The organism is Pseudomonas sp. TH08, assembly GCF_016651275.1.
In the GTDB taxonomy this organism is placed as follows: Bacteria; Pseudomonadota; Gammaproteobacteria; order Pseudomonadales; family Pseudomonadaceae; genus Aquipseudomonas.
On record NZ_JAEKEE010000006.1, the window covers coordinates 609,933 to 634,497 of the forward strand.

Here is a 24,565-nt window from a genome sequence, read left to right on the forward strand (position 1 = left end):
AGGACTTCGCCGCTTTGCTCGCAAAGCGGCGGCACAGGGCTCTTTGCCGGCGCAGTCAGGCAGGCTAGTCTTGGCGGTCTGATTGAGGAGCTTCGATGAACGTCGCCATTTCTTCCCGCACGCCGCAACAGGCGTTGGCCGCTTTGCTGGACCGCTACGCCCCGGCGCGTCTGCTGTTGTTGATTGGCGCCAGTGAGTTTCCGGCCTTGACGGCTTTTAAAGAGGCCCACCCGGACTGCTGCGTGGCCCATGCCAAGCCGGGGATTCTGCCCGCCGAATTGGCAGCGCAGCGATTCGATCTGGCACTGGTGGTCGATTGCCTGGAACATCTGCCCAAGCGCGATGGCCTGAATCTGTTGGGCGGGATTCGCAATCTGAACGCCAGTCGTATTGCGGTGGTGGCGGATCTGGCCGCCTGTGGCTGGCAGGAAACCGACTTCTATTCGCTGGCCCTGCAAGCCAGCGAGCGCTTTCAACGCGACGATCAAGTGCTGACGCTGTTCACCTACGATCTGCTTGAATACAAACAAGTCCCCGACTGGCTCAACTCACGGTTCTGGGCCAATCCGGAAAACTTCGGCAAATACTGGTGGTAATGCAATGAGTACAGCCATTTGCCCGTGCGGCAGCGGTAATCTGCTGGAGGCCTGCTGCGGCCATTATCACGAAGGCCATCCGGCCCCGTGCGCCGAAGCCTTGATGCGTTCGCGCTACAGCGCCTACGTGCTGGGGCTGATCGACTATCTGCAGGCAACCACCCTGCCCGCCCAGCAATCGGGGCTGGATCTTCAGTCGATCAGCAACTGGAGCGCGCAAAGTACCTGGCTCGGCCTCAAGGTCGAAAGTTCGGAAGTCTTCGGCGGTCAGCCGGAACACGCCTTTGTCACCTTCACCGCACGCTGGCATGACAGCCAGGGCGAACACAGCCATCGCGAGCGTTCCTCGTTTGTACAGAACGCCGGGCGTTGGTACTTCATCGACCCGACAGTGCAGTTGAAGCTCGGGCGTAATGACAGTTGCCCTTGTGCCAGCGGGCAAAAGTTCAAGAAGTGCTGTGCGGGGTATTTCGGCGCTTGAGGTTGAAGATCAAAAGATCGCAGCCTGCGGCAGCTTCTACAGGGTTACGGGATCTCATGCAGGAGCTGCCGAAGGCTGCGATCTTTTAGGACTAGACTGAGCACCAAAGGGAGTTCTCACATGCTCGGTTGCAGCCGCACATTCCAGTTCTTAATGCTGATGCTGATCCTGAACCTCGGCGGCTGCGCCTCATGGTTCAGCGACGACAGCGTCGACCCCGCCGTGCATCTGGTGAAAGTCGAAGTGGTGCGCGCCAAACTGCTCGAACAGAAATTCATCCTGCACTTTCGTATCGACAATCCCAACGACAGTGATCTGACCGTGCGTGGCCTGGAATACCGCATCCATCTGGCCGACATGCTGCTGGCCGAAGGTGAGCATGAACACTGGATCACCGTCGCGCCGAAAAGCAGTTCGTTCTACAAAATACCGATCCGCACCAATCTGTGGCCGAAGGTAAAAGAGGTGGTGAAAATGCTGAAAAGCCCTAACCAGCAGATTCCCTATCGCTTGCAGGGTGAAATGGAAACCGGTTTATTCATCGCCCACTACGTGCACCTTGAGCGCAATGGCGTGATAATCCCCGCCGATTTTATTCCGGAGCAACACCGATGACTCAGCAACCTCATGTCCATGGCCCTGACTGCAACCACGATCATGACCATGACCACCATCACGATCATGACCACGGCCACGTTCACGGCCCGAACTGCGGCCACGCCCATCAGGAACCGGTGCGCAACGCCTTGAAAGACGTCGGCCGCAACGACCCTTGCCCATGCGGCAACGGCAAGAAATTCAAGAAGTGCCACGGCGCTTGATGCTCGAGGCGAAGTAAGTCTTCGCCTGACCTGCCGTCTTCGCGAGCAGGCTCGCTCCCACAGTTGACCGAGTTTCTTCAGTTGGAATGCGATCACTGTAGGAGTGAGCCTGCTCGCGATAGCGTTGGTAGATTCACCGCAAATATTCAGCCAGCCGCCAGAATCCGCGAACAACTGACCACCGTCGCATACTCCCCGTGCAGATTCCCCAGCGACATCCCGTGCACGTCTTCAGCGGTCCGCAACGTGCCGAAGTAATCGGCCTTGTCAAAGGTGAAGCAGGCATCCTCCGCGACCCACGCCTCAAACCCCAGATTGCCCGCCGTGCGCGCCGTGGACTCCACCGAATTGTGGGTGGCCACGCCGACGATGACCAATTGCCCGATCCCCGCCTCACGCAACCGCGTCTCCAGTCCGGTGGCACAAAACGCATCCGGCACCTGTTTCTGGATCAGCCACTCGCCGTCCTGCGGCAAAAACCTTTGCTGAAACTCCACCCCTTCCTGTTCGGGCCAGAACACCGAACCCGGCTCACGTGATAGATGCTGCACATGGATGAGCGGCCGCCCGCTGCGCCGCCAAAGCCCCAGCAGATCAAGGATTCGCTCTTCAGCCTGCGGATTATTGCGCCGCCCCAATCGCGGCTGCAGGATGCCTTTTTGCTGGTCGATGATGATCAGTGCTGCATTGGCCTGAAGCTCCATGGCGATTTTTCTCACGTGCGGTCATTGAATTTTCCGCACTTGAGCATCACTTGCTTCTACTAAGCAAGTCATCGAACACACAGGACGACCTGATGCCGGCGTTTGCTGTCCGCACGTAAGCCATTTTCTGTTTTGGAGCTTTCCATGATCGACCTGTATTACTGGACCACACCCAACGGCCACAAAATCTCGCTGTTCCTCGAAGAAGCCGGCCTGCCGTACAAAGTCCACCCGATCAACATCAGCCAAGGGGAACAGTTTCAGCCGCACTTTCTGAAAATCTCCCCGAACAACCGCATTCCAGCCATCGTCGACCACACACCTGCCGATGGCGGTGAGCCGTTGTCGCTGTTCGAGTCCGGGGCGATTCTTTTGTATCTGGCGGAGAAAACCGGTCAGTTCCTGCCAAAGGATCTGCGTGGCCGGCAAACGGCGTTGCAGTGGTTGTTCTGGCAAATGGGCGGTTTGGGCCCGATGGCCGGGCAGAATCATCACTTCAGCCAGTTCGCGCCGGAGAAAATCCCCTACGCGATCAAACGCTACATTGATGAGACGGCGCGCCTGTACGGAGTTCTGAACAAACAATTGGCCGATAACGCGTTTGTGGCGGGCAGTGAATACAGCATTGCCGATATGGCGATTTATCCGTGGATCGTCTCGCACAAGTGGCAGAGCCAGAATCTTGAGGACTTCCCGCATGTGCAGCGCTGGTTCAACCAGATCAAGGACCGGCCAGCGACGGTGAAGGCGTATGCGCTGGTGCAACAGGTCAACCCACCAAAACCCTAATCCTGAGTGAGGGGTTTTTGTGGCGAGGGGATTTAGCGAAACGTCGCACCGCCCCGTTGGGCTGCGAATTCCTGCTACCAGGATGTGTCTGACACACCGTGATTGCAGGTTTTGGGGCTGCTTCGCTGCCCAACGGGGATAAATCCCCTCGCCACGGGTATGTGATCTGTTCCAGGGTGTTGTATATCAGACAAATCCTGAAATAACCCCCGCCCCCGCTTGCGCGGCATCCTCCTGCTCACTAACGTAGCGCCTTTACTGACGCTACCCCCCGCAGGAGCTTTGCCATGGCCTCGCCAGCCCTTACTCATTTTCTTCCCCGGTTCGGCGTTGCCGCAGCAGTGGCCGGTGTCTTGGGCCTGTCTGGTTGCCAGACCTGGAACGCTCAGGACACCCTCCCGCCTACCTCCGGCGTACAGCCGCTCAAGGGTTTGGCGCAGAACGTTTCGGTACGGCGCAATGCCATGGGCATGCCGCTGATCGAAAGCAACACCTTCCATGACGCACTGTTCAGCCTCGGCTACGTCCACGCCAGCGACCGTATCAATCAGATGGTCACCCTGCGGCTGTTGGCACAGGGCCGTTTGGCGGAAATGTCCGGCGCCTCGATGCTCGATGCCGACCGCTACATGCGCGCGGTCAACCTGAAGAAAAGCGCCGGTGAGTTGTACAAAGCCTCGTCGCCACGGCTTAAACGCTTCTTTGAAGTCTATGCGCGGGGCGTCAACGCCTATCTGTTTCGCTACGCCGATAAGCTGCCGGGCGACCTCGCCTCCAGCGGCTACAAGCCGGAATACTGGAAACCGGAAGATTCGGCGCTGATTTTCGCCCTGCTGAATTTCAGTCAGTCGGCCAACCTGCCAGAAGAAATTTCCGCGCTGGTGCTCGCGCAAACCGTGAACACCGACAAACTCGCCTGGCTGACCCCATCGGCACCGGACGAAAAACTGCCGCTGGCCGAAGCCGACAAGCTGCAAGGTCTCAAGCTCAACGGACAAATCCCCGGCCTCAGCGAACTGAGCAACGCCAGTCAACAACTGTCAGCGCTGAATCTGCTCGGCACCACCTCTTCGAACAACTGGGCCATTGCCCCGCAACGCAGTCGCAGCGGCAAAAGCCTTCTCGCCAGCGACAGCCATGGCCCGTTGGCCGCGCCGTCGCTGTGGAGTTTTGTGCAGATCCGCGCACCGAAGTATCAGGCCGCCGGCATCACCGTCGCCGGTTTACCGATCGTACTGGGCGGTTTCAACGGCAAAGTCGCCTGGAGCATGACCAGCGTGCTCGGCGACAACCAGGATCTGTTCCTGGAAAAAATTCGTCGTCAGGGCAACAGCCTGACCTACGAGGTCAACGGCAAATGGCAACCGCTGGGCGTACGCAACGAAACCTATTTCGTCAAAGGCCAGCGGCCGGTTCGCGAAGCGGTGTACGAAACCCGTCACGGCGCGTTGCTCAATAGCGCCCAGGCTGCCACGCAGGGCAATGGCTTCGGTGTGGCCTTGCAGACACCGAGCTTCACCGACGACAAGTCGCTGGACGCGTTTTTTGATCTGACTCGTGCGCAAACGGTTGAACGCGCTTCGGACGCGAGCCGGGAAATCCGCGCCATCGCACTGAACCTGGTATTCGCCGATGCGAGCAATATCGGCTGGCAAGTCACCGGGCGTTTCCCTAACCGTCGTGAAGGCGAAGGCCTGCTGCCATCGCCGGGCTGGGAAGGTCGTTACGATTGGGACGGTTACGCTGACCCGATGCTGCACCCCTACGATCAGGACCCGGCGCAAGGCTGGCTCGGCACCGCCAACCAGCGCGTTATTCCTCACGGTTACGGCATGCAGTTGTCCAACTCCTGGGCCGCCCCGGAGCGTGGCGAACGCTTGGCTGAACTGGCCGGCAGCGCCAAACACGACAGCCGCAGCGTGATCGCCATGCAGTATGACCAAACCACCACGTTCGCCGCCAAGCTGAAGAAAATGTTCGAAGCGCCGGGTATGAAACAACCGCTGAAACAGGCGATCGATGCCCTGCCGGAAGCGGATCGCAGCAAGGCGCGCGAAGCATTTACCCGCCTGATGGCCTTCGACGGCAAACTCAGCCCGACCTCGGCGGATGCGGCGATCTACGAGCTGTTCCTGCAAGAAAGCATGAAGCAGATCTTCCTCGACGAACTCGGCCCCGAGTCCAGTGCGGCGTGGAAAGCGTTCATCGCTAACGGTGATTTGTCCTACTCGGCGCAGGCCGATCACCTGTTGGGGCGTGAAGACAGTCCGTTCTGGGATGACATCCGCACTCCGCAGAAAGAAGACAAAGCAGTGATTCTCGCGCGCAGCCTAGCGGCGGCAATCAGTGCCGGCGACAGTCAGTTGGGTGGCGATCACAAAGCCTGGCAGTGGGGCAAACTGCACCGCTACGAGTGGAAAAATGCCAACGGCCAGACCGTTCGCGGGCCGCTCGCAGCGGGTGGCGATCACACGACACTGAACACCGCCGCGTTCGCCTGGGGCCAGGACTTCACCACCACGCGTGCACCGTCGATGCGTTTTATCGTCGACTTCGGCCAGGCTGAGCCGTTGATGGGGCAGAACGGTACGGGTCAGTCGGGGAATCCGGTGAGTCCGAATTACCTCAATGGCATTGATGCGTGGCTGAAGGGGCAGTACATCGGGTTGCCGATGCAGCCGCAAAACTTTGATCGGGTGTACGGTAAAACCCGCCTGACCCTCACCCCGGGCAAATAAACCGCAAGTTCAAAAGATCGCAGCCTGCGGCAGCTCCTACACAGATCAATGTAGGAGCTGCCGCAGGTTGCGATCTTTTGCTTTTCAGCCCCGCGAAAAAGTCGATAGAACTTCCGGCCCGGCGCCAGCCTCATAGCTAACAAGCCCCCCATTCTGGTAACGACATGGACCTTGTTATCGCGCGCCCCGAAGGACTTTATTGCCCTGCGGGTGATTTCTATATCGACCCCTGGCGCCCCGTCGAGCGCTCGGTGATCACTCATGCCCATGGCGATCACGCGCGCACCGGCAACCAGCATTATCTTTCCAGCAGCGCCAGCGAAGGGATTTTGCGTGCGCGTCTGGGTCAAGACATCAACCTGCAAACCCTCGCCTACGGCCAGCGCCTGACCCACCACGGCGTCACCCTGAGTTTCCATCCGGCCGGTCACGTTCTCGGCTCAGCGCAAGTTCGCCTCGAATATGGCGGTGAAGTCTGGGTTGCCTCCGGCGATTACAAGATCGAACCGGACGGCACCTGCGCGCCCTTCGAACCGGTGCGCTGCCACACCTTCATCACCGAATCGACCTTCGGCCTGCCGATCTATCGCTGGCAGCCGCAGGCGCAAGTGTTCGACGAGATCAATCAGTGGTGGTCGGCGAACATCGCTGCCGGCAAGGCAAGCGTGCTGTTCTGCTACTCGTTCGGCAAGGCCCAGCGAATTCTCCATGGCATCGACGCCAGTCTCGGCCCGATCCTCAGCCATGGCGCCGTTGAGCCGTTGAACCGGGTGTACCGCGACGCCGGCGTATACCTGCCGCCGACGATCTACGCGGGCGACGTGACCAAGAACGACCCGTTATTGCGTCAGGCGCTGGTCATCGCCCCGCCTTCGGCCGGCGGCAGTAGCTGGATGCGCCGTTTCGGCGAGTACAGCGATGCGTTCGCCAGTGGCTGGATGCGCTTGCGTGGCACCCGTCGGCGGCGTGGCGTTGATCGCGGCTTCGTGCTCTCGGATCATGCCGACTGGCCCGGCCTGCTCTGGGCAATCAACCAGACCGGCGCGGAACGGGTGATGGTCACCCACGGCTCGATTGGCGTGCTGGTGCGGCATTTGCGCGAACAGGGTCTCGATGCCCAAGGTTTCAACACTGAGTACGGCGATGACGAAGAAGACAACATCGCCGCCGAGCCCCCCATCGCCGAGGCATCTGTATGAAGGCCTTCGCCGAGCTGTACGCCGAACTCGACGCCACCACTTCAAGCAACGCCAAGCTGGCGGCAATGCAGGCTTACTTCGCCCAGGCGGCGCCGCAAGACGCGGCGTGGGCAGTGTACTTTTTGTCCGGCGGGCGGCCGCGGCAATTGGTGCCGGTGCGCATCCTTCGCGAGCTGGCGGTCGAGTTGTCGGGCCTGCAACCGTGGCTGTTCGAGGAAAGCTATCAAGCGGTCGGCGATCTGGCGGAGACCATCTCGCTGGTACTGCCGGAAAACCTGCACAGCTCCGACGCCGGCCTCGCCGAATGGATCGAGGACAAACTGCTGCCGCTGCGCGGTGAAACCCCGGAGTACCTGTCGAGACAACTGCCTGAGCTGTGGGCGCAACTCGACCGGCCGAGCCTGATGTTGTGTATCAAGCTGATCACCGGCAGCTTTCGCGTCGGCGTGTCGAAGTTGCTGGTGACCCGTGCTCTGGCCTCGATGGCAGGCCTGGACAGCAAACGCGTGGCACAGCGCCTGGTTGGGTACACCGACCTGTCGAACCGGCCGAACGCGGCCAGTTACCTGAAACTCATTGCTCCGGAATCCGCCGACGAACATGCCCAGCGCGGCGGCCAGCCATACCCGTTTTTCCTCGCGCATGCCTTGTCGCAACCGGTTGAGGAGTTTGAAGCATTGATCGGCCCGGCCAGCGATTGGCAGATCGAATGGAAGTGGGACGGCATTCGCGCGCAGGTGGTCAAGCGCGAAGGCAAACTGTGGGTCTGGTCGCGCGGTGAAGAGCTGGTCACCGAGCGCTTTCCCGAACTGGACGTACTGGTGCACGGTTTGCCCGACGGCACAGTGATCGACGGCGAAATCGTTGTGTGGAAAAGCACCCACCCCACCACTGAAGATGCCTTCGACCCGCAATCCGACCAACCGCCAGCGGTGCAGCCGTTCGCCCTGTTGCAACAGCGCATTGGCCGCAAAACCCTCGACAAGAAAATTCTCGAAGAAGTACCGGTGGTGGTGCTCGCCTACGATCTGCTGGAATGGCGGGGCGAAGACTGGCGCAATCAGCCGCAGGCCAAACGCCGTGCGCAACTCGAAGAAGTCGTCGCGCGCTGTAACAGCCCGGTGTTGCTGCCCTCGCCCGTGCTGACCGGTACCGACTGGTTTGACCTCGCCCGCCAGCGCGAGGCCTCTCGGCGTTTGGGCGTCGAGGGCATGATGCTCAAGGCGCGCGATGCGCTGTATGGCGTCGGCCGCACCAAAGACATGGGCGTCTGGTGGAAATGGAAGGTCGATCCGTTCAGCGTCGATGCGGTGTTGATCTACGCCCAGCGCGGCCACGGTCGCCGAGCCAGTTTGTACAGCGATTACACCTTTGCCGTGTGGGACGGCCCGCCGGAGTCGAGCCAGCGGGCGCTTGTGCCGTTTGCCAAGGCCTATTCGGGGCTGACGGATGCGGAGATGCGCGAAGTCGACAGCATCGTGCGCAAGACCACCGTGGAAAAATTCGGTCCGGTGAGCAGTGTGAAGCCGAGCCTGGTGTTCGAACTGGGCTTTGAAGGGATTGCCCTGTCGCGACGGCACAAAAGCGGGATCGCGGTACGGTTCCCGAGGATGTTGCGTTGGCGGCAGGATAAGACCGTGGAGGAAGCGGATAGCCTCGCCACCCTGCAAGACCTCCTCGCCTGACCCCCTTTCCCGGGACACTGATCATTCGAATTGAATGACGACCTGTGGCGAGGGGATTTATCCCCGATCGACTGCGCAGCAGTCGCAAAACCTGAGCATGCAATTCTCCCTGATGAATGCTGGGGGCTGCTTCGCAACCCATCGGGGATAAATCCCCTCACTACAGGGAATGCATCGCCCGCGAAATGCCTGCATTGAACTTAAATGGTGCAAGGTTTTTACGACGCCCATTTCCGTGCACCAATCCCCCCTCTTCCCCCGCTTCCCACCTTTTAAAACACTTGTTCGGGACTCTGGTTCGGAAATTGCTACTTTCTATAGGTCGTACGCGTTGCAGTAACAATAATTCTGCGCCACAAGCGCTCATATTGGTTCTTAGGGATTGAATAATGAAAAAAGCATTGCTGACCCTTTCTGCACTGGCGTTGTGCATGGCCGCCGGCTCCGCGCTGGCCAAGGAATACAAAGAGCTGCGCTTTGGCGTTGACCCTTCGTACGCACCGTTTGAGTCGAAAGCGGCCGACGGCAGCCTGGTCGGGTTCGATATCGATCTGGGCAACGCGATCTGCGCCGAACTGAAGGTCAAGTGCAAGTGGGTCGAAAGTGACTTTGACGGCATGATTCCGGGCCTCAAAGCCAATAAATTCGACGGTGTGATCTCGTCGATGACCGTGACGCCAGCCCGCGAAAAAGTCATCGACTTCTCCAGCGAGCTGTTCTCTGGCCCGACCGCTTACGTGTCGAAGAAAGGTTCCGGTATCACCGCAGACGTCGCCTCGCTGAAAGGCAAAACCGTCGGTTACGAGCAAGGCACCATTCAGGAAGCCTACGCCAAAGCCGTTCTGGACAAGGCTGGCGTGAAAACCCAGGCCTATCAGAACCAGGATCAGGTGTATTCCGACCTGACCTCCGGCCGTCTCGATGCGGGCATTCAGGACATGCTGCAAGCCGAACTGGGCTTTTTGAAGTCGCCACAGGGCGCCGACTATGACGTCAGCAAGCCAGTCGACAACGAATTGCTGCCAGCCAAAACCGCTGTCGGTATTAAGAAAGGTAACACTGAGCTGAAAGCGCTTTTAGATAAAGGTATCAAAGCGTTACACGATGACGGCAAATACGCCGAGATTCAAAAGAAACACTTTGGCGATCTGGTTCTGTACAGCGGCAAATAATGCCTCGGCGCCCATCCTCGATGGGCGCCTTTTCCATCCGCTCAGGTTGCTGATTTATGTTCGAAAACCTCTTACAAAATCTGGGGCTCTCCGCCTTCAGCCTCAAGGGTTTCGGCCCTTTGCTGTTGGAAGGTACCTGGATGACCATCAAATTATCGGCGTTGTCGCTGCTGGTGGCCGTGTTGCTCGGCCTTATCGGCGCCAGTGCCAAGCTGTCGAAAGTCAAACTGGTGCGCCTGCCCGCCCAGCTCTACACCACGCTGATTCGCGGGGTGCCGGATCTGGTGCTGATGCTGTTGATCTTCTACAGCCTGCAAACCTGGCTGACGACACTCACCGATTACATGGAATGGGAATACATTGAAATCGACCCGTTCAGCGCTGGCGTGCTGACCCTCGGCTTCATTTATGGTGCGTATTTCACCGAAACCTTCCGTGGCGCGATCCTCGCGGTGCCGCGCGGTCAGGTCGAAGCGGCCACCGCGTATGGCCTTAAACGCGGCCAGCGCTTTCGCTTCGTGGTGTTCCCGCAAATGATGCGTTTTGCCCTGCCGGGCATCGGCAATAACTGGATGGTGATGCTCAAGGCCACCGCGCTGGTCTCGATCATCGGCCTGGCGGATTTGGTCAAAGCAGCGCAAGACGCCGGCAAAAGCACCTATCAACTGTTTTACTTCCTGGTCCTCGCCGCGTTGATCTATCTGTTGATCACCAGTGCCTCGAACTTCATCCTGCGCCGTCTCGAACGCCGCTACGCCGCCGGTGCCCGGGAGGCCGTACGATGATCGAACTTCTACAGGAATACTGGAAAGCCTTCCTTTATACCGACGGGCAAAACATTACCGGACTGGCGATGACGATGTGGCTGCTCAGCGCATCGATCTTCATCGGTTTCCTTGTGTCGATTCCGTTGTCGATCGCTCGCGTCTCGTCGCACTTCTACATTCGCTGGCCGGTGCAGTTTTATACGTACCTGTTCCGTGGCACGCCGTTGTATATCCAATTGCTGATCTGCTACACCGGGATTTACAGCCTCGCCGCCGTGCGTGCGCAGCCGATCCTCGACAGTTTCTTTCGCGATGCGATGAACTGCACGATCCTGGCTTTTGCCCTGAACACCTGCGCCTACACCACGGAGATTTTCGCCGGGGCGATTCGCAGCATGAACCACGGCGAAGTCGAAGCTGCCAAGGCCTATGGCCTGACCGGCTGGAAGCTGTATGCCTACGTGATCATGCCGTCTGCACTGCGCCGCTCGTTGCCGTATTACAGCAACGAAGTGATCCTCATGCTGCACTCGACCACCGTGGCCTTCACCGCGACCATCCCCGATATCCTGAAAGTCGCCCGGGACGCCAACTCAGCGACCTTCCTGACGTTTCAGTCGTTCGGTATCGCCGCACTGATCTACCTGACCATTACCTTTGCGCTGGTCGGCCTGTTCCGCCTCGCCGAACGCCGATGGCTGGCCTTCCTCGGCCCGACTCACTAGGACACCTTTGCAATGCGCCACCAGATCCATGAGCTGCTGGCCCCACTGCCGGGGACAGCACGACAGATTCACAGCTTCCACTTCGGCCCGGAGCAGGCCAAAGGCAAAATCTACATCCAGTCGTCACTGCACGCCGATGAACTGCCCGGCATGCTCGTCGCCTGGCACCTCAAGCAGCGTCTGGCGGAGCTGGAAGCCGCCGGGCGCCTGCGCAGCGAAATCGTGCTGGTGCCAGTGGCCAACCCGGTCGGCCTCGAACAAGTGCTGATGGACGTGCCGCTGGGCCGCTACGAACTGGAGAGCGGGCAGAACTTTAACCGCTGGTTCGTCGACCTCAGCGAAGAAATCGGCAACGCCATCGAGGGCAAGCTGAACGACAATCCACAGCACAACCTCGAATTGATCCGCACACATCTGCGCGACGCCCTCGCTCGCCAGACCGCCAGCACCCAATTGCAATCCCAGCGCCTGACCCTGCAACGGCTGGCCTGCGACGCCGACATGGTGCTGGACCTGCACTGCGATTTCGAATCGGTGGTGCACCTTTACACCACGCCCGAAGCCTGGCCGCAGGTCGAACCGCTGGCGCGCTACATCGAATCGCAAGCAAGCCTGTTGGCCACCGATTCCGGCGGCCAGTCATTCGATGAATGCTTCACCCTGCTGTGGTGGCAATTGAAGGAACGCTTCGGCGAACACTTCGAGATTCCGCTGGGCAGCTTTTCGGTGACCGTCGAATTGCGCGGCCAGGGTGACGTCAATCATCCGATGGCCAGCCGCGACTGCCAGGCACTGATCGATTATCTGATCCAGTCGGATGCGATTGTCGGCGAGACAAAACCACAGCCGCCGCTGCGGTATCCCGCCACGCCACTGGCAGGTGTGGAACCGGTGATCACGCCGGTCGGTGGTCTGCTGGTGTACACGGCGGTTGCCGGCCAGTACCTGGAGGCCGGGCAGCAAATCGCCGAAATCATCGACCCGATCAACGACCGCGTCACCCCCATTCATTGCATCTGCGCCGGCGTGATGTACGCCCGCTCGCTGCGACGCATGGCCACGGCCGGCATGGTCATCGCCCACGTCGCGGGCGCCGAAGCGTATCGCAGCGGCTACCTACTTTCGCCTTGAGGATGTCTGTCCCATGTACAAACTGACCGTTGAAGGCCTGCACAAAAGCTATGGCGACCATCAGGTGCTCAAAGGCGTTTCGCTCAGGGCCAAGACCGGCGACGTGATCAGCCTGATCGGCGCCAGCGGCTCGGGCAAAAGCACCTTTTTGCGTTGCATCAACTTTCTCGAACAACCCAACGACGGCGCCATGAGCCTCGACGGCAAAACCATCCGCATGATCACCGACCGCCATGGCATGCACGTCGCCGACGCCGATGAACTGCAACGCCTGCGCACACGCTTGGCGATGGTGTTCCAGCATTTCAACCTGTGGAGCCACATGACCGTGCTGGAAAACATCACCATGGCTCCGCGCCGGGTGTTGGGTTGCAGCAAACAGGAAGCCGATGATCGCGCGCGACGTTATCTGGACAAGGTTGGTCTGCCGGCGCGGGTGGCGGATCAGTACCCGGCGTTCTTGTCGGGCGGTCAGCAACAACGCGTGGCGATTGCCCGGGCGCTGGCGATGGAGCCGGAGGTGATGTTGTTCGACGAACCGACGTCGGCGCTCGATCCAGAACTGGTGGGGGAAGTGCTGCGGGTGATTCAGGGCCTGGCCGAAGAAGGCCGGACGATGATCATGGTGACCCACGAGATGAGTTTTGCCCGCAAAGTCTCCAGCCAGGTGCTGTTCCTGCATCAGGGTCTGGTTGAAGAAGAAGGCGCACCGGAGGAAGTGCTGGGCAACCCTAAAAGCGAACGCCTGAAGCAATTTCTCAGCGGCAACCTCAAATAACGCCGTACACAATCCCCTGTAGGAGTGAGCCTGCTCGCGATGGCGTCATTACATCCAACACTGATGTGACTGACACACCGCTATCGCGAGCAGGCTCACTCCGACAAAATCAAACTTGTCCTCCCGCTCCGTGGTCACTGGAAGAACACCTCCAGAGCGCGCGCAGCCCGCATGGCGAAATCCCCCGACCTCGCAAAAATCTGGTTCAGCGCCCGCGACTGGAAGCCGTTCGCTTTTCAGAAACAAGTCTGGGCGGCGGTCAAACGCGGTGAATCCGGATTGCTGCATGCCAGCACCGGCGCCGGTAAAACCTATGCAGTGTGGTTCGCCGCGCTCAATCGCTACGCCAGGCCCTCTGCGATTACTGAAACTTCACGCAAGCGCAAACCAGCCGCCGAACCACTGACCGTGCTGTGGATTACGCCCATGCGTGCGCTCGCCGCCGATACCGCGCGCGCCCTGCAGGTGCCTGTTGATGATTTGCAGCTGCCGTGGAGTGTCGGCCTGCGCACCGGCGACACCAGCAGCAGCGAACGCGCCCGGCAGAGCCGACGCCTGCCGACCACGTTGATCACCACGCCAGAAAGCCTGACTCTGTTGCTGGCCCGTGCCGATGCGCAAGTTGCACTATCGACATTACGCATGATCGTCGTCGACGAATGGCACGAATTGCTGGGCAATAAACGCGGTGTGCAACTGCAACTGGCCCTCGCCCGTCTGCGTCACTGGCAACCCGACCTGATCGTATGGGGTGTTTCTGCAACCCTGGGTAATCAATCCCACGCCGAGCAGGTACTCATCCCATGCGGCGACGGCATCAGCGTTCAGGGTCAAAGCGAAAAAATCTTGAAGGTCGACACCCTTATCCCACTGTCCACTGAGCGTTTTCCCTGGGCCGGACACATCGGTCTGAAGATGCTGCCGCAGGTGGTTGCCGAGCTGGACGCCTGCGCCAGCACGCTGGTGTTCACCAATACCCGAGCGCAGTCGGAAATCTGGTATCAGGCATTGCTTGAAGCCCGGCCGGATTGGGCCGGATTAATTGCCCTGCATCACAGTTCACTGTCCCGCGACACCCGCGACTGGGTCGAAAAAGCCTTGAAGGACGGTTTTTTGAAAGCCGTGGTCTGCACCTCAAGTCTGGATCTGGGCGTGGATTTTTTACCCGTCGAACGCGTGCTGCAAATCGGCTCGGCCAAAGGTGTCGCACGCTTGATGCAACGCGCCGGACGTTCGGGACACGCACCGGGACGCAGCTCGCGGGTGACGCTGGTGCCGACCCACAGCCTTGAACTGATCGAAGCGGCAGCCGCCCGCGATGCTGTCGAGCAACGGCGCATTGAACCCCGTCTGTCGCCGCACAAACCGCTGGATGTGTTGGTGCAGCACTTGGTCAGCATGGCCCTCGGCGGCGGATTTTTACCTGATGAGTTGTACGAAGAAGTCCGCGGCGCCTGGGCCTATCGCGATCTGACGCCTGAGGACTGGGCCTGGGCTCTGGCTTTCGTACGCCATGGCGGGATGTCTCTGACAGCCTATCCGGATTATCGCCGGGTAGAACCGGACGAAAACGGCGTCTGGCGTGTTCCGGACGCGCGCCTCGCGCGCCGCCATCGCATGAGCGTTGGCACCATCGTCAGCGACGCGAGTATTCAATTGAAATTCTGGAGCAAGGGCGGCGGTGGCAAGCAGTTGGGCAGCGTAGAGGAAGGTTTTATCGCTCGACTCAAACCAGGTGATGGCTTCCTCTTCGCCGGGCGTTTGCTGGAGTTGGTGCGAGTGGAAAACATGACGGCCTACGTGAAACGCAGCAGCGTAGAAAAAGCCGCCGTGCCGCGCTGGAATGGCGGACGTATGCCGCTGTCCAGCGAATTGGCCGAAGCCGTGGTCACTCGCTTCAGCGCTGCGGCACGGGGCGAGTTCAGCGGTCCGGAAATGCAGGCCTTGCGACCGTTGCTGGACACTCAAGCGCAATGGTCTGGCTTGCCTACGTCAGAAAACCTGTTGGCAGAAGTGCTGAAGTCCCGCGAGGGCTGGCACCTTTTTCTTTATCCGTTTGCCGGTCGGCAGGTGCATTTGGGGCTGGCGAGCCTGCTGGCGTGGCGCGTCAGTCAGCGTCAGCCCGTGACCTTTTCGATCGCGGTGAATGACTACGGGCTGGAGCTGCTCAGCGCCACGGCTGTCGATTGGGCTGAGCATCTGAACGCTTCACTGTTGAATACCGATCATCTGTTGCTGGATGTGCTGTCCAGTCTGAATGCCGGAGAACTGGCCTTGCGGCGCTTCCGCGAAATCGCGCGAATTGCCGGCCTGGTGTTCGCCGGCTACCCCGGCGCGCCGAAAAGCACCCGACAGGTGCAGGCCTCAAGTGGGCTGTTCTTTGAAGTGTTCAAACAATACGACGCAGACAATCTGTTGCTGGCCCAGGCTGGGGAAGAAGTCCTGCGCGAAGAACTGGATATTCGTCGGTTGGAGCAGACGCTGGAGCGCATCAACCGGATGAACCTGGATGTGCATCAGATCAAACGTCCTACCCCGTTGGGGTTTCCGCTATTGGTTGAACGCATGCGCGAAAGCATGAGTTCAGAAAAGCTTGCTGATAGGATCAGACGGATGGTGGGTGACTTGGAAAAATCCGCCGACAAGAGTTCATCTCGATGAGCGCGCCCTACCCTGTGCGCCTCGCCGGCGAGGAATTGTGGCTGCTGCCGGAAAAAGCCCTGTACTGGCCGGCGCAACAGGCGTTGCTAATTGCCGACGTGCATTTCGGCAAAGCGGCGGCCTATCGCAGCCTCGGCCAGCCGGTTCCACAAGGCACCACGGCGAGCAATATTTCGGTGATCGATCATTTGCTGGCAAAGTTGCCGTGTCGGCAACTGATCTTTCTAGGCGATTTCCTCCATGGCCCAGGTTCACATGCGGCGGGCACGTTGAACGCCTTGGCGCAGTGGCGGGCACGCCACGTTGATCTGCCGATGACACTGATTCGCGGCAATCACGACAAACGCGCGGGCGATCCCCCGGCATCGCTGAACATAAGGGTGGTGCCGGAGCCGCTGCTGCTGGGGCCTTTCGCTCTACAGCATGAACCGGATCCACATCCTGAAAGGCATGTACTGGCCGGTCACGTACACCCGGTTTATCGATTACACGGCAGGGGCCGACAGAGCCTGCGGCTGGCGTGCTTCAGATTAGGTGAGCGCATTAGCCTGTTGCCGGCGTTTGGCGCGTTTACCGGGGGCTATCCGGTGGAGAGGGATGACAACTGCAAAATCTTTGTCATCGGCGACAACGAAATCTGGCCAGTCAGTTGAAGTCTTGGCGGACTTCAACTGACTGGCCATGCATTCCCTTCGGGATCAGGCGACTGGCGCTGGTGGCGGCTCGTCCGGCAAGGTGGGCTCGCCTGGCTCGGTCGGTTGCTCATTGGGGGTGTCGGGATCAGGCTGACCGGGAATTCCACCGGCCATGCTCAAGGATGGTTGTGCTAACAGGGACCAGGCCAATACGCCAACCTGATTGGGCTCAAGCCTTGCCAGCTCGGCAGTGATATGCGGGTCGATCTTCATGGAGCACTCCTCGGCGAAGGCCCGTTTTGCCAGAAACAAAAACGGGCAGTACACCCCATAGAGTGTCTGCCCGCCAAAGAATTCCCGACATCCGCCGGATGGACGAATCAGGTACGCGGCAGAGTCACGCCACGCTGGCCCTGGTACTTGCCGCCACGATCCTTATAGGAAACTTCACACTCTTCGTCGGATTCGAGGAAGAGCATCTGCGCCACGCCTTCATTGGCGTAGATTTTCGCCGGCAGGTTGGTGGTGTTGGAAAATTCCAGCGTTACGTGACCTTCCCACTCTGGCTCGAGCGGGGTGACGTTAACGATGATGCCGCAGCGCGCGTAAGTGCTTTTGCCCAGGCAGATGGTCAATACGTTGCGCGGAATACGGAAGTATTCGACGGTGCTGGCCAGTGCGAAGGAGTTCGGCGGAATGATGCAAACGTCGCTGTGGATGTCGACGAAGCTGCCCGGATCGAAGTTTTTCGGATCGACGATCGACGAGTTGATGTTGGTGAACACCTTGAAATGATTGGTGCAACGCACATCGTAGCCATAGCTCGACACACCGTAGGAGATCACCCGGCTGTCGTCGTTGCCACGTACCTGGCGCTCGACGAAAGGCTCGATCATGCCGTGTTCCTGCGCCATGCGGCGAATCCACTTGTCCGATTTGATGCTCATGGCGGGGTGTCCTGAATAGCGAGGTGGAAAAATTCTGTCCGGCATCTTACCGGGCGCGCCGCCGGGTTCAAAGTGCGGGCTGCAATTCTCGCCGATCCCCCATGATTTACGCGGTCTGGCGACGAACCGTCACACCGCCGATCCCTAAAATACAGAAACCTTCGCAAGAAGCATTGGCACGTCTCGGAAAAAGGGTTAAGGTGGCGCCACTGTGCTGCTTGTGTCACTGAGAATCTCTACACGATATGTTGAATTTCGATCCAACCATCTACAAGAATTTTTCCTGCTCTTTGCACTCAGTCTCGGCCAGGGTTCTTCCTGAGTCGCAGTTATCTTTGTTCAAGGAGTTACACCATGTCTAATCGCCAAACCGGTACCGTTAAGTGGTTCAACGATGAAAAAGGCTTCGGCTTCATCACTCCACAATCCGGTGACGACCTGTTCGTTCACTTCAAAGCTATCCAATCCGACGGCTTCAAAAGCCTGAAAGAAGGCCAACAGGTTTCTTTCATCGCTACCCGCGGTCAGAAAGGCATGCAAGCTGAAGAAGTACAAGTTATCTAACTTGTAGCTTCTTTAGAAAAGAGCCCCGCCCTTAAAAGCGGGGCTTTTTTATGGGCGCCTGTTTTGTGCAGACGCAAAAAAAGATCGCAGCCTGCGGCAGCTCCTACGGGGATGAATGTAGGAGTTGCCGAAGGCTGCGATCTTTTGCTTTTGCCTTACCAGGCCACGCCAAACCCTGCGGTATAGCGGGTCTTGCTCAAATCCGCATCGTTGGTGCCGCTGATAATGTCACGCTCAGCCTTGAGGTTCAGCGACGCCCAATCAGTGACCTTGTAACGCAGGCCCATCTCGGCATCCAGTGCATAGTCGGCCACGCCAGACAACGGTTTGCCGATTTCGCCGTTGGTGAAGAACTCAACCTTCTTGCCGATCAGGTAACGGTTGTAGTCCCACTTCATCGCGACCGAATAGAAGTTGTCCTTGCCGCCATCGCTGTACTCGTAATCGGTGCGGTTGAGCAGCGAACCCAGCGAGAACGCGCCCAGCTCGTCATCCCAGAACTGATAACCCGGACCGGTACCCACTACGCGCTGACGGGACAACTCTTCGACGTAATCACGCTTGTAGTTCAGACGGCCCTGCCAGAACCACTTGTCGGTCAGGAAGCGGTCGAGGGCATATTCGGCGCGCCAGTTGTTGGTGGTGACTTCGTCGTCCTGCACTTCACGGTTGTACTCGCCTTCGGCGGTGTGTCGCCAGCGGCCGTGACGCGCGGTGGTCTTGAAGCCGACGTCGTAATCATCGGTGTCCTTCTCGGCGCGCTGATAGTCCAGCGCCAGATCGACATTGCCCTTCCACACCAGATCCTCGACCACCGGTTTCGGTTTGAGAATCTGCTGAATGCTCGCCAGCTCGACGGTTTTCGGCGCCTCACCGTTGGCCAGGGTGACCTTGCCGTCTTCGGCCGCCGTCAGCGACTTGGACACTTCACCGCTGTATGCGTCCTGCTTGACCAGCAGGTGCTGATCACTGTCCAGGGTTTTGACCTCTTTCCAGTCAATCGTGACCGCACCGGCATATTTGGTCTGGATCAACAGCTTGCCGCCATCGAACACGGTGATAGTGCCGGTCAACTTGTCACCGTTCTTTAACCACACGGTGTCGGCAAGCAGGGGCGTGGACGCACTGAAAACAGCAAGGCACAGCAAGGTTCTGGACAACATAAGCGAATCGAGGGCTCAAGTTTGCGAAAAAAGGTCGGCATTATCCGTAGGAATAAGACCCTGACAAGGACTGACCGGACTATTTCTATTGAGTTCATTTCTCAACTGCACGACGACGGATTACCCTGAAGGCCTCAATCCGACGATGTTCAGGAGGCGCACCCGTGACAGACCCGATCAACGACCGTGAAAGCGAAGCGCAAATCCGACGCACGGCGCTCTACTCGACCCTCGCACAAGTGCCCGAGGGTAAAGTCGTCAGCTATGGTCAATTGGCAGAACTCGCCGGATTGGGGCGCGCCGCCCGCTGGGTCGGCCGCACGTTGAGTCAGTTGCCCGGCGATACCAAACTGCCCTGGCACCGGGTGCTCGGAGCCGGCGGTCGGATCAGCCTCCCGGTCGGCAGCCCTTCCGGCGATGAACAACGGGCCAGATTGCGCACTGAAGGCCTCACCATCCTGAACAATCGTGTGGATATTCAGCGCCATGGCTGGCGTCCGGTAGAGCACAGCGGTTAGAGTGCGCGCTTTGTTTTCGCAATCTTGAGGCAGACTTCAGCCCATGCCCCGTAAAACCTGGCGCGCCGCGCTAGCCGCTTATGCCAGTCCTTCGACGCTCGTGCTGTTGTTGCTGGGTTTCGCCGCCGGCCTGCCGTACATGCTGGTGTTTTCAACGCTTTCCGTGTGGCTGCGCGAAGCGGGCGTAGCCCGTGAAACCATCGGCTACGCGAGCCTGATCGGCCTCGCTTATGCGTTCAAATGGGTCTGGTCGCCCCTGCTCGACCAATGGCGCCTGCCGTTACTGGGCAAGCTTGGCCGTCGACGCTCGTGGCTGGTGCTTTCGCAAACACTGGTAATTTTTGGCCTGATCGGCATGGGTTTCTGTGATCCGCAGAAGCATTTGTCCTGGCTGATCGCCATCGCCGTTGTCGTCGCCTTCGCCTCCGCAACGCAAGATATCGCGGTCGATGCCTATCGCCTGGAAATCGCCGAGGACAACCGCCAAGCCGCCCTCGCCGCCAGCTACATGTCGGGTTATCGCGTGGCAGCGCTGTTGGCCACCGCTGGCGCGCTGTTTTTCGCGGAGGGCTTTGGTTCTACCGGGTTCAACTATCAGCATTCGGCATGGACGGGCACTTACGTGCTGTTCGGTGCGCTGATGATCCCTGCCCTGCTCACCACCTTTTTCATGCGCGAACCGCCGGTGCCGCTGCGCACCCAATTGCAGGCCGGGCGCTACACGTTCATGCATCAACTGATGTCGGTGTTTGTACTCATCGTCCTGCTGGTGTCCGTGCCGGCGATGTTCACCCAACTCTACAACACCGATTTTGCCAGCGTGCTGTTCGGCGGCATGAGCCCACTCGACCTGCTGCTTGAAGACCGCGCTTTCCTGCGCGCCATTCTCTATACGCTGCTCACCGGCCTGTGCCTGTCGACCATGGGTCGTCGTGGCCTGGCGCCAGTACTGACGCCCGTCAACGACTTCATTCTGCGTTACCGCTGGCAGGCGCTATTGCTGCTCGGACTGATCGCCACCTACCGGATGTCGGACACAGTGATGGGCGTAATGGCCAACGTGTTCTACATCGACCAGGGCTTTACCAAGGATCAGATTGCCAGTGTCAGCAAAATCTTCGGCCTGATCATGACCCTCGTGGGCGCCGGCATGGGCGGTCTGCTGATCGTGCGCTTTGGCATTCTGCCGATTCTGTTCATCGGCGGCGCAGCCTCGGCGGCCACGAATCTTCTGTTCGTGATGCTCGCCGACATGGGTCCGAACCTGAAGATGCTGGTGGTGACCATTTCCCTCGACAACTTCAGTTCCGGCCTGGCGACCTCGGCGTTCGTCGCCTATCTGTCGAGCCTGACCAACCTGAAGTTCTCCGCGACACAATATGCTCTGCTCAGCTCGATCATGCTCCTGCTGCCGCGCCTTATGGGCGGCTATTCCGGTGTCATGGTCGAGAAGTTCGGCTACCACAGCTTCTTCCTGATCACCGCACTGCTCGGTGTGCCGACGCTGGTGCTGATCGCCCTGCACTGGTTCCAGGAAAGGCGCCGCGAAGGCCCGACACCCACGCCCGAACCCGTGCCGACGCCAGTCGCGGAAGAGTCGTAGGACATTTCGCCAACGGCGGGAAGAATCCCGCCGTTGCACCTCACCGCCGGCCGCACGCCTGTACGTCAGCAAAACTCGCCGGTACACTGCTCCGTCATTTCCAGTCATAGCAACCGACAACGGCCAACCATGCGCACCAGTCAATTTTTGCTCGCCACACAGAAAGAAACGCCTTCCGATGCGGTCGTGATCAGCCACCAGCTGATGCTGCGCGCCGGCATGATCCGCAAACTCGCCTCGGGCCTGTACACCTGGCTGCCCATGGGCCTGCGGGTTATGCGCAAGGTTGAAGCCATCGTTCGCGAAGAGATGAACGCTGCCGGCTCTCTGGAAGTGTTGATGCCGAGCACCCAACCGGCCGAGCTGTGGCAGGAATCCGGGCGCTGGGAAGAATACGGCCCTGAACTGCTGCGCATCAAAGACCGCCACGGTCGCGACTTCTGCGCGGGCCCGACCCACGAAGAAGTGATCACCGATCTGATGCGCAACGAGTTGAGCAGCTACAAACAGCTGCCAATCAACCTGTACCAGATCCAGACCAAATTCCGTGATGAAATCCGTCCACGCTTCGGTTTGATGCGCGGCCGCGAATTCATCATGAAAGACGCGTACTCGTTCCACGCCGATCAAGCGTCGCTGCAGGTTACCTACGACCGCATGCACCAGGCGTACTGCAACGTGTTCACCCGTTTGGGCCTGAAATTCCGTCCGGTTGAAGCCGACAACGGTTCGATCGGTGGCGCGGGTTCGCATGAATTCCACGTACTCGCCGAATCCGGCGAAGACGATATCGTCTTCAGCAACGGTTCCGACTACGCAGCGAACATCGAGAAGGCCGAAGCGGTGTCACGCGAAACTTCGCGTGCCGCGGCGACCGAAGAGCTGCGCCTGGTCGATACGCCAGACACCAAGACCATCGCGGCACTGGTGGAAAAATTCAATCTGCCGATTGAAAAGACTATCAAGACCCTGATCGTCCACGCGGAAGAAGCAGGCAAGCTGATCGCGCTGGTGATTCGTGGTGACCACGAACTCAACGAAATCAAAGCTGCCCAGCAACCTGGCGTGGCCAACCCGCTGGTCATGGCTTCCGATGCCGAACTGCGTGACGCCATTGGCGCTGGCGCCGGTTCCCTCGGCCCGCTGAACCTGCCACTGCCAATCATCATCGACCGCTCGGTCGAATTGATGAGCGACTTTGGCATCGGCGCGAACATCGACGACAAGCACTACTTCGGCGTGAACTGGGAGCGTGATCTGCCGGTTCCGACCGTCGCCGACCTGCGTAACGTGGTTGCCGGTGACCCAAGCCCGGACGGCAAAGGCACGCTGGAAATCAAGCGCGGCATCGAAGTCGGGCACATCTTCCAGCTGGGCAACAAGTACAGCAAGGCGATGAAGTGCGAAGTGCTGGGCGAGAACGGCAAACCGGTGACCCTGGAAATGGGTTGCTACGGTATTGGTGTATCCCGCGTGGTGGCCGCGGCCATCGAGCAGAACAACGACGCCAACGGCATCATCTGGAGCGACACCCTGGCGCCGTTCCAGATCGCTCTGGTACCGCTGCGTTATGAAACCGAGCAGGTGCGCGAAGCCACCGACAAGCTGTACGCCGAATTGACGGCCGCCGGCTTCGAAGTGCTGCTGGACGACCGCGACAAGAAAACCAGCCCGGGCATCAAGTTCGCGGACATGGAGCTGATCGGCATTCCTCACCGGATCGTGGTCAGTGACCGCGGCCTCGCCGAAGGCAACCTGGAATACAAGAGCCGTACCGAAGGCGAAGCGCAAGCATTGCCGGTGGCCGACGTATTGTCCTTCCTGCAGGCCCGTATCCGCCGCTGAAACCAGATAGAGACGTCATGTTCAAGCGAAACACCTTAGGCCTCGGTGGCACCGCCTTGTGCGGTGCCCTGCTGGTCAGCGGCTGTGCCAATCACATGTCACAACGCAGCGAGCACGAAGAGCGGGTCGAGCGAAAGTTGCTCGACCATAGCCTGCAAATTGATGTCGGTGAGCCTAAGGCGCTTGAGCTGCCGCAGCGACGCGTGAAGATCAACGAACAGAAGACTTTTGAAGTCACCGAGTTCGAAGTCACCCGTCATTACGATCGCTACACGCCGTACCAGCCTTGGCGGGAGGTCTACGAGATCCCGCTGGGCGTGGTGGCCGTGGTTGGCGGTGTCGGCGCGAACGTGGTCAACGTCTTCGCCCTCGGCAACCTGCCGGACAGCGTGACCAAGGACTGGCTCAGCTACGGCTTCGCCGGGCTCAACCCGTTCATGAACGTGCAGTCCAACGGTCGTGCGCAGCAGAACCTGGCCGGTATCGATGAAGTCCAGCGCGACAAGCGCACGGAGTATTCGAGCCTGCCGTGGAGCGAGCGCCCAGTGCAGGTCAAGGCCGGCAAGCAGACGTTCGACATGACCACCGATCGTAACGGTGTCCTGCGCCTGAACCTGCTCGACAGTCCCTTTGCCGAAAATGACCTCAACCATGTCGGCAAACTGCAGATCAGCGTCGAAGACGCCAAGGATGACGTGCACTCTGACACTTCCCTGATCATCAGCAGCCAACTGCGTGGCAAGTTGCTGGAAGCGCACGGGCTGATTTACGACGATCTGGAAGACGACGAAGTGAGCCAGTGGGTCCACCGGGTCAAGCGCCTGTCGGAACTGGGCCTGGAAGAAGAAGCCAGCGAACTGGAACAAAGCCTGATCGAACTGACACGCAACGATCCTGAGCTGCAGACTGAGTTTCTCAAGTCTTTGACCAAGGATGCTGGGCGTCTGGTTGCAGATCCGGGACCGAATTAAGCCTAATTAAAAGATCGCAGCCTTCGGCAGCTCCTACAGGGAACGCATTCCAATGTAGGAGCTGCCGCAGGC

The 24,565-nt window shown here is 59.4% G+C and carries 24 protein-coding genes; 20 read left to right on the top strand and 4 right to left on the bottom strand.

Going from position 1 to position 24,565, the window contains the following annotated elements; all coding sequences use genetic code 11:
* The first annotated feature begins 95 nt into the window (after positions 1-95).
* The 4 genes from JFT91_RS29100 to JFT91_RS29115 all read left to right on the top strand — a co-directional run bounded on the left by JFT91_RS29100 (position 96) and on the right by JFT91_RS29115 (position 1,898).
* Positions 96-596: a DUF6231 family protein gene (locus JFT91_RS29100; protein ID WP_201234667.1), complete on the top strand. Its 501-nt coding sequence runs from the start codon at positions 96-98 to the stop codon at positions 594-596.
* Positions 597-600: 4 nt separating this feature from the next.
* Positions 601-1,077: a YchJ family protein gene (locus tag JFT91_RS29105; protein WP_201227687.1), complete on the top strand. Its 477-nt coding sequence runs from the start codon at positions 601-603 to the stop codon at positions 1,075-1,077.
* Positions 1,078-1,197: 120 nt separating this feature from the next.
* A complete protein-coding gene (locus tag JFT91_RS29110; RefSeq protein ID WP_201234669.1) occupies positions 1,198-1,692 on the top strand; it encodes an LEA/WHy family protein in 495 nt (164 codons plus the stop codon).
* The gene (locus JFT91_RS29115) at positions 1,689-1,898 is read left to right on the top strand and encodes an SEC-C metal-binding domain-containing protein (protein WP_008083915.1); all 210 of its coding nucleotides are present in this window, start codon (positions 1,689-1,691) and stop codon (positions 1,896-1,898) included. Before JFT91_RS29110 ends, JFT91_RS29115 begins: the two co-directional genes overlap by 4 nt.
* 146 nt (positions 1,899-2,044) lie before the next feature.
* Here JFT91_RS29115 and JFT91_RS29120 read toward each other — a convergent pair whose 3' ends face one another.
* Positions 2,045-2,602 carry a cysteine hydrolase family protein gene (locus JFT91_RS29120; RefSeq protein ID WP_201234740.1) on the bottom strand — a complete coding sequence of 186 codons (558 nt, stop codon included), beginning with the start codon at positions 2,600-2,602 and terminating at the stop codon, positions 2,045-2,047.
* A gap of 144 nt (positions 2,603-2,746) precedes the next feature.
* Between JFT91_RS29120 and JFT91_RS29125 the strand changes: the two genes are divergently transcribed.
* From JFT91_RS29125 to pdeM, 11 genes are all read left to right on the top strand, one after another.
* On the top strand, positions 2,747-3,391 hold the full coding sequence (locus JFT91_RS29125; protein WP_201234671.1) for a glutathione binding-like protein: 645 nt from the start codon (positions 2,747-2,749) through the stop codon (positions 3,389-3,391).
* 287 nt (positions 3,392-3,678) lie between these two features.
* Positions 3,679-6,129 carry a penicillin acylase family protein gene (locus JFT91_RS29130; RefSeq protein WP_201234672.1) on the top strand — a complete coding sequence of 817 codons (2,451 nt, stop codon included), beginning with the start codon at positions 3,679-3,681 and terminating at the stop codon, positions 6,127-6,129.
* A 164-nt stretch (positions 6,130-6,293) separates the two neighbouring features.
* A complete protein-coding gene (locus JFT91_RS29135; protein ID WP_201234675.1) occupies positions 6,294-7,328 on the top strand; it encodes a ligase-associated DNA damage response exonuclease in 1,035 nt (344 codons plus the stop codon).
* A complete protein-coding gene (locus tag JFT91_RS29140) occupies positions 7,325-9,013 on the top strand; it encodes an ATP-dependent DNA ligase (protein WP_201234677.1) in 1,689 nt (562 codons plus the stop codon). The genes JFT91_RS29135 and JFT91_RS29140 overlap by 4 nt, the downstream gene beginning before the upstream one ends.
* Before the next feature lie 389 nt (positions 9,014-9,402).
* Positions 9,403-10,185 carry a transporter substrate-binding domain-containing protein gene (locus JFT91_RS29145; RefSeq protein WP_158832066.1) on the top strand — a complete coding sequence of 261 codons (783 nt, stop codon included), beginning with the start codon at positions 9,403-9,405 and terminating at the stop codon, positions 10,183-10,185.
* A 56-nt stretch (positions 10,186-10,241) separates the two neighbouring features.
* Positions 10,242-10,970 (top strand): ABC transporter permease, encoded by a 729-nt coding sequence (locus tag JFT91_RS29150; RefSeq protein ID WP_201227693.1) that lies wholly within the window; start codon positions 10,242-10,244, stop codon positions 10,968-10,970.
* The gene (locus tag JFT91_RS29155; RefSeq protein WP_201227694.1) at positions 10,967-11,677 is read left to right on the top strand and encodes an ABC transporter permease; all 711 of its coding nucleotides are present in this window, start codon (positions 10,967-10,969) and stop codon (positions 11,675-11,677) included. Before JFT91_RS29150 ends, JFT91_RS29155 begins: the two co-directional genes overlap by 4 nt.
* A gap of 12 nt (positions 11,678-11,689) precedes the next feature.
* A complete protein-coding gene (locus tag JFT91_RS29160) occupies positions 11,690-12,808 on the top strand; it encodes a succinylglutamate desuccinylase/aspartoacylase family protein (RefSeq protein WP_201227695.1) in 1,119 nt (372 codons plus the stop codon).
* A gap of 13 nt (positions 12,809-12,821) precedes the next feature.
* The gene (locus tag JFT91_RS29165; protein ID WP_201234679.1) at positions 12,822-13,586 is read left to right on the top strand and encodes an ABC transporter ATP-binding protein; all 765 of its coding nucleotides are present in this window, start codon (positions 12,822-12,824) and stop codon (positions 13,584-13,586) included.
* A 171-nt stretch (positions 13,587-13,757) separates the two neighbouring features.
* Positions 13,758-16,247 carry a ligase-associated DNA damage response DEXH box helicase gene (locus JFT91_RS29170; RefSeq protein ID WP_201234686.1) on the top strand — a complete coding sequence of 830 codons (2,490 nt, stop codon included), beginning with the start codon at positions 13,758-13,760 and terminating at the stop codon, positions 16,245-16,247.
* Positions 16,244-16,900, top strand: coding sequence for a ligase-associated DNA damage response endonuclease PdeM (gene pdeM / locus JFT91_RS29175; protein WP_201234693.1), 657 nt, complete (start codon positions 16,244-16,246; stop codon positions 16,898-16,900). The genes JFT91_RS29170 and pdeM overlap by 4 nt, the downstream gene beginning before the upstream one ends.
* 45 nt (positions 16,901-16,945) lie before the next feature.
* On the opposite strand, the gene JFT91_RS29180 is transcribed toward pdeM, so the two are convergent.
* On the bottom strand, positions 16,946-17,155 hold the full coding sequence (locus JFT91_RS29180; protein ID WP_129390065.1) for a hypothetical protein: 210 nt from the start codon (positions 17,153-17,155) through the stop codon (positions 16,946-16,948).
* 107 nt (positions 17,156-17,262) lie between these two features.
* The gene (dcd, locus tag JFT91_RS29185; RefSeq protein ID WP_201149222.1) at positions 17,263-17,829 is read right to left on the bottom strand and encodes a dCTP deaminase; all 567 of its coding nucleotides are present in this window, start codon (positions 17,827-17,829) and stop codon (positions 17,263-17,265) included.
* Positions 17,830-18,183: 354 nt separating this feature from the next.
* On the opposite strand from dcd, the gene JFT91_RS29190 reads away from it, so the two are divergent.
* On the top strand, positions 18,184-18,393 hold the full coding sequence (locus JFT91_RS29190; protein ID WP_002554837.1) for a cold-shock protein: 210 nt from the start codon (positions 18,184-18,186) through the stop codon (positions 18,391-18,393).
* 155 nt (positions 18,394-18,548) lie between these two features.
* On the opposite strand, the gene JFT91_RS29195 is transcribed toward JFT91_RS29190, so the two are convergent.
* Positions 18,549-19,556 (bottom strand): DUF481 domain-containing protein, encoded by a 1,008-nt coding sequence (locus JFT91_RS29195; protein WP_201227699.1) that lies wholly within the window; start codon positions 19,554-19,556, stop codon positions 18,549-18,551.
* Between the two features lie 164 nt (positions 19,557-19,720).
* Between JFT91_RS29195 and JFT91_RS29200 the strand changes: the two genes are divergently transcribed.
* From JFT91_RS29200 to JFT91_RS29215, 4 genes are all read left to right on the top strand, one after another.
* Positions 19,721-20,074 (top strand): MGMT family protein, encoded by a 354-nt coding sequence (locus JFT91_RS29200; RefSeq protein WP_201149220.1) that lies wholly within the window; start codon positions 19,721-19,723, stop codon positions 20,072-20,074.
* A 43-nt stretch (positions 20,075-20,117) separates the two neighbouring features.
* A complete protein-coding gene (locus JFT91_RS29205; protein WP_201227701.1) occupies positions 20,118-21,677 on the top strand; it encodes an AmpG family muropeptide MFS transporter in 1,560 nt (519 codons plus the stop codon).
* A 129-nt stretch (positions 21,678-21,806) separates the two neighbouring features.
* Positions 21,807-23,522, top strand: coding sequence for a proline--tRNA ligase (locus tag JFT91_RS29210; protein WP_201234695.1), 1,716 nt, complete (start codon positions 21,807-21,809; stop codon positions 23,520-23,522).
* 17 nt (positions 23,523-23,539) lie between these two features.
* A complete protein-coding gene (locus JFT91_RS29215; RefSeq protein WP_201227703.1) occupies positions 23,540-24,493 on the top strand; it encodes a hypothetical protein in 954 nt (317 codons plus the stop codon).
* Positions 24,494-24,565: the final 72 nt, after the last annotated feature.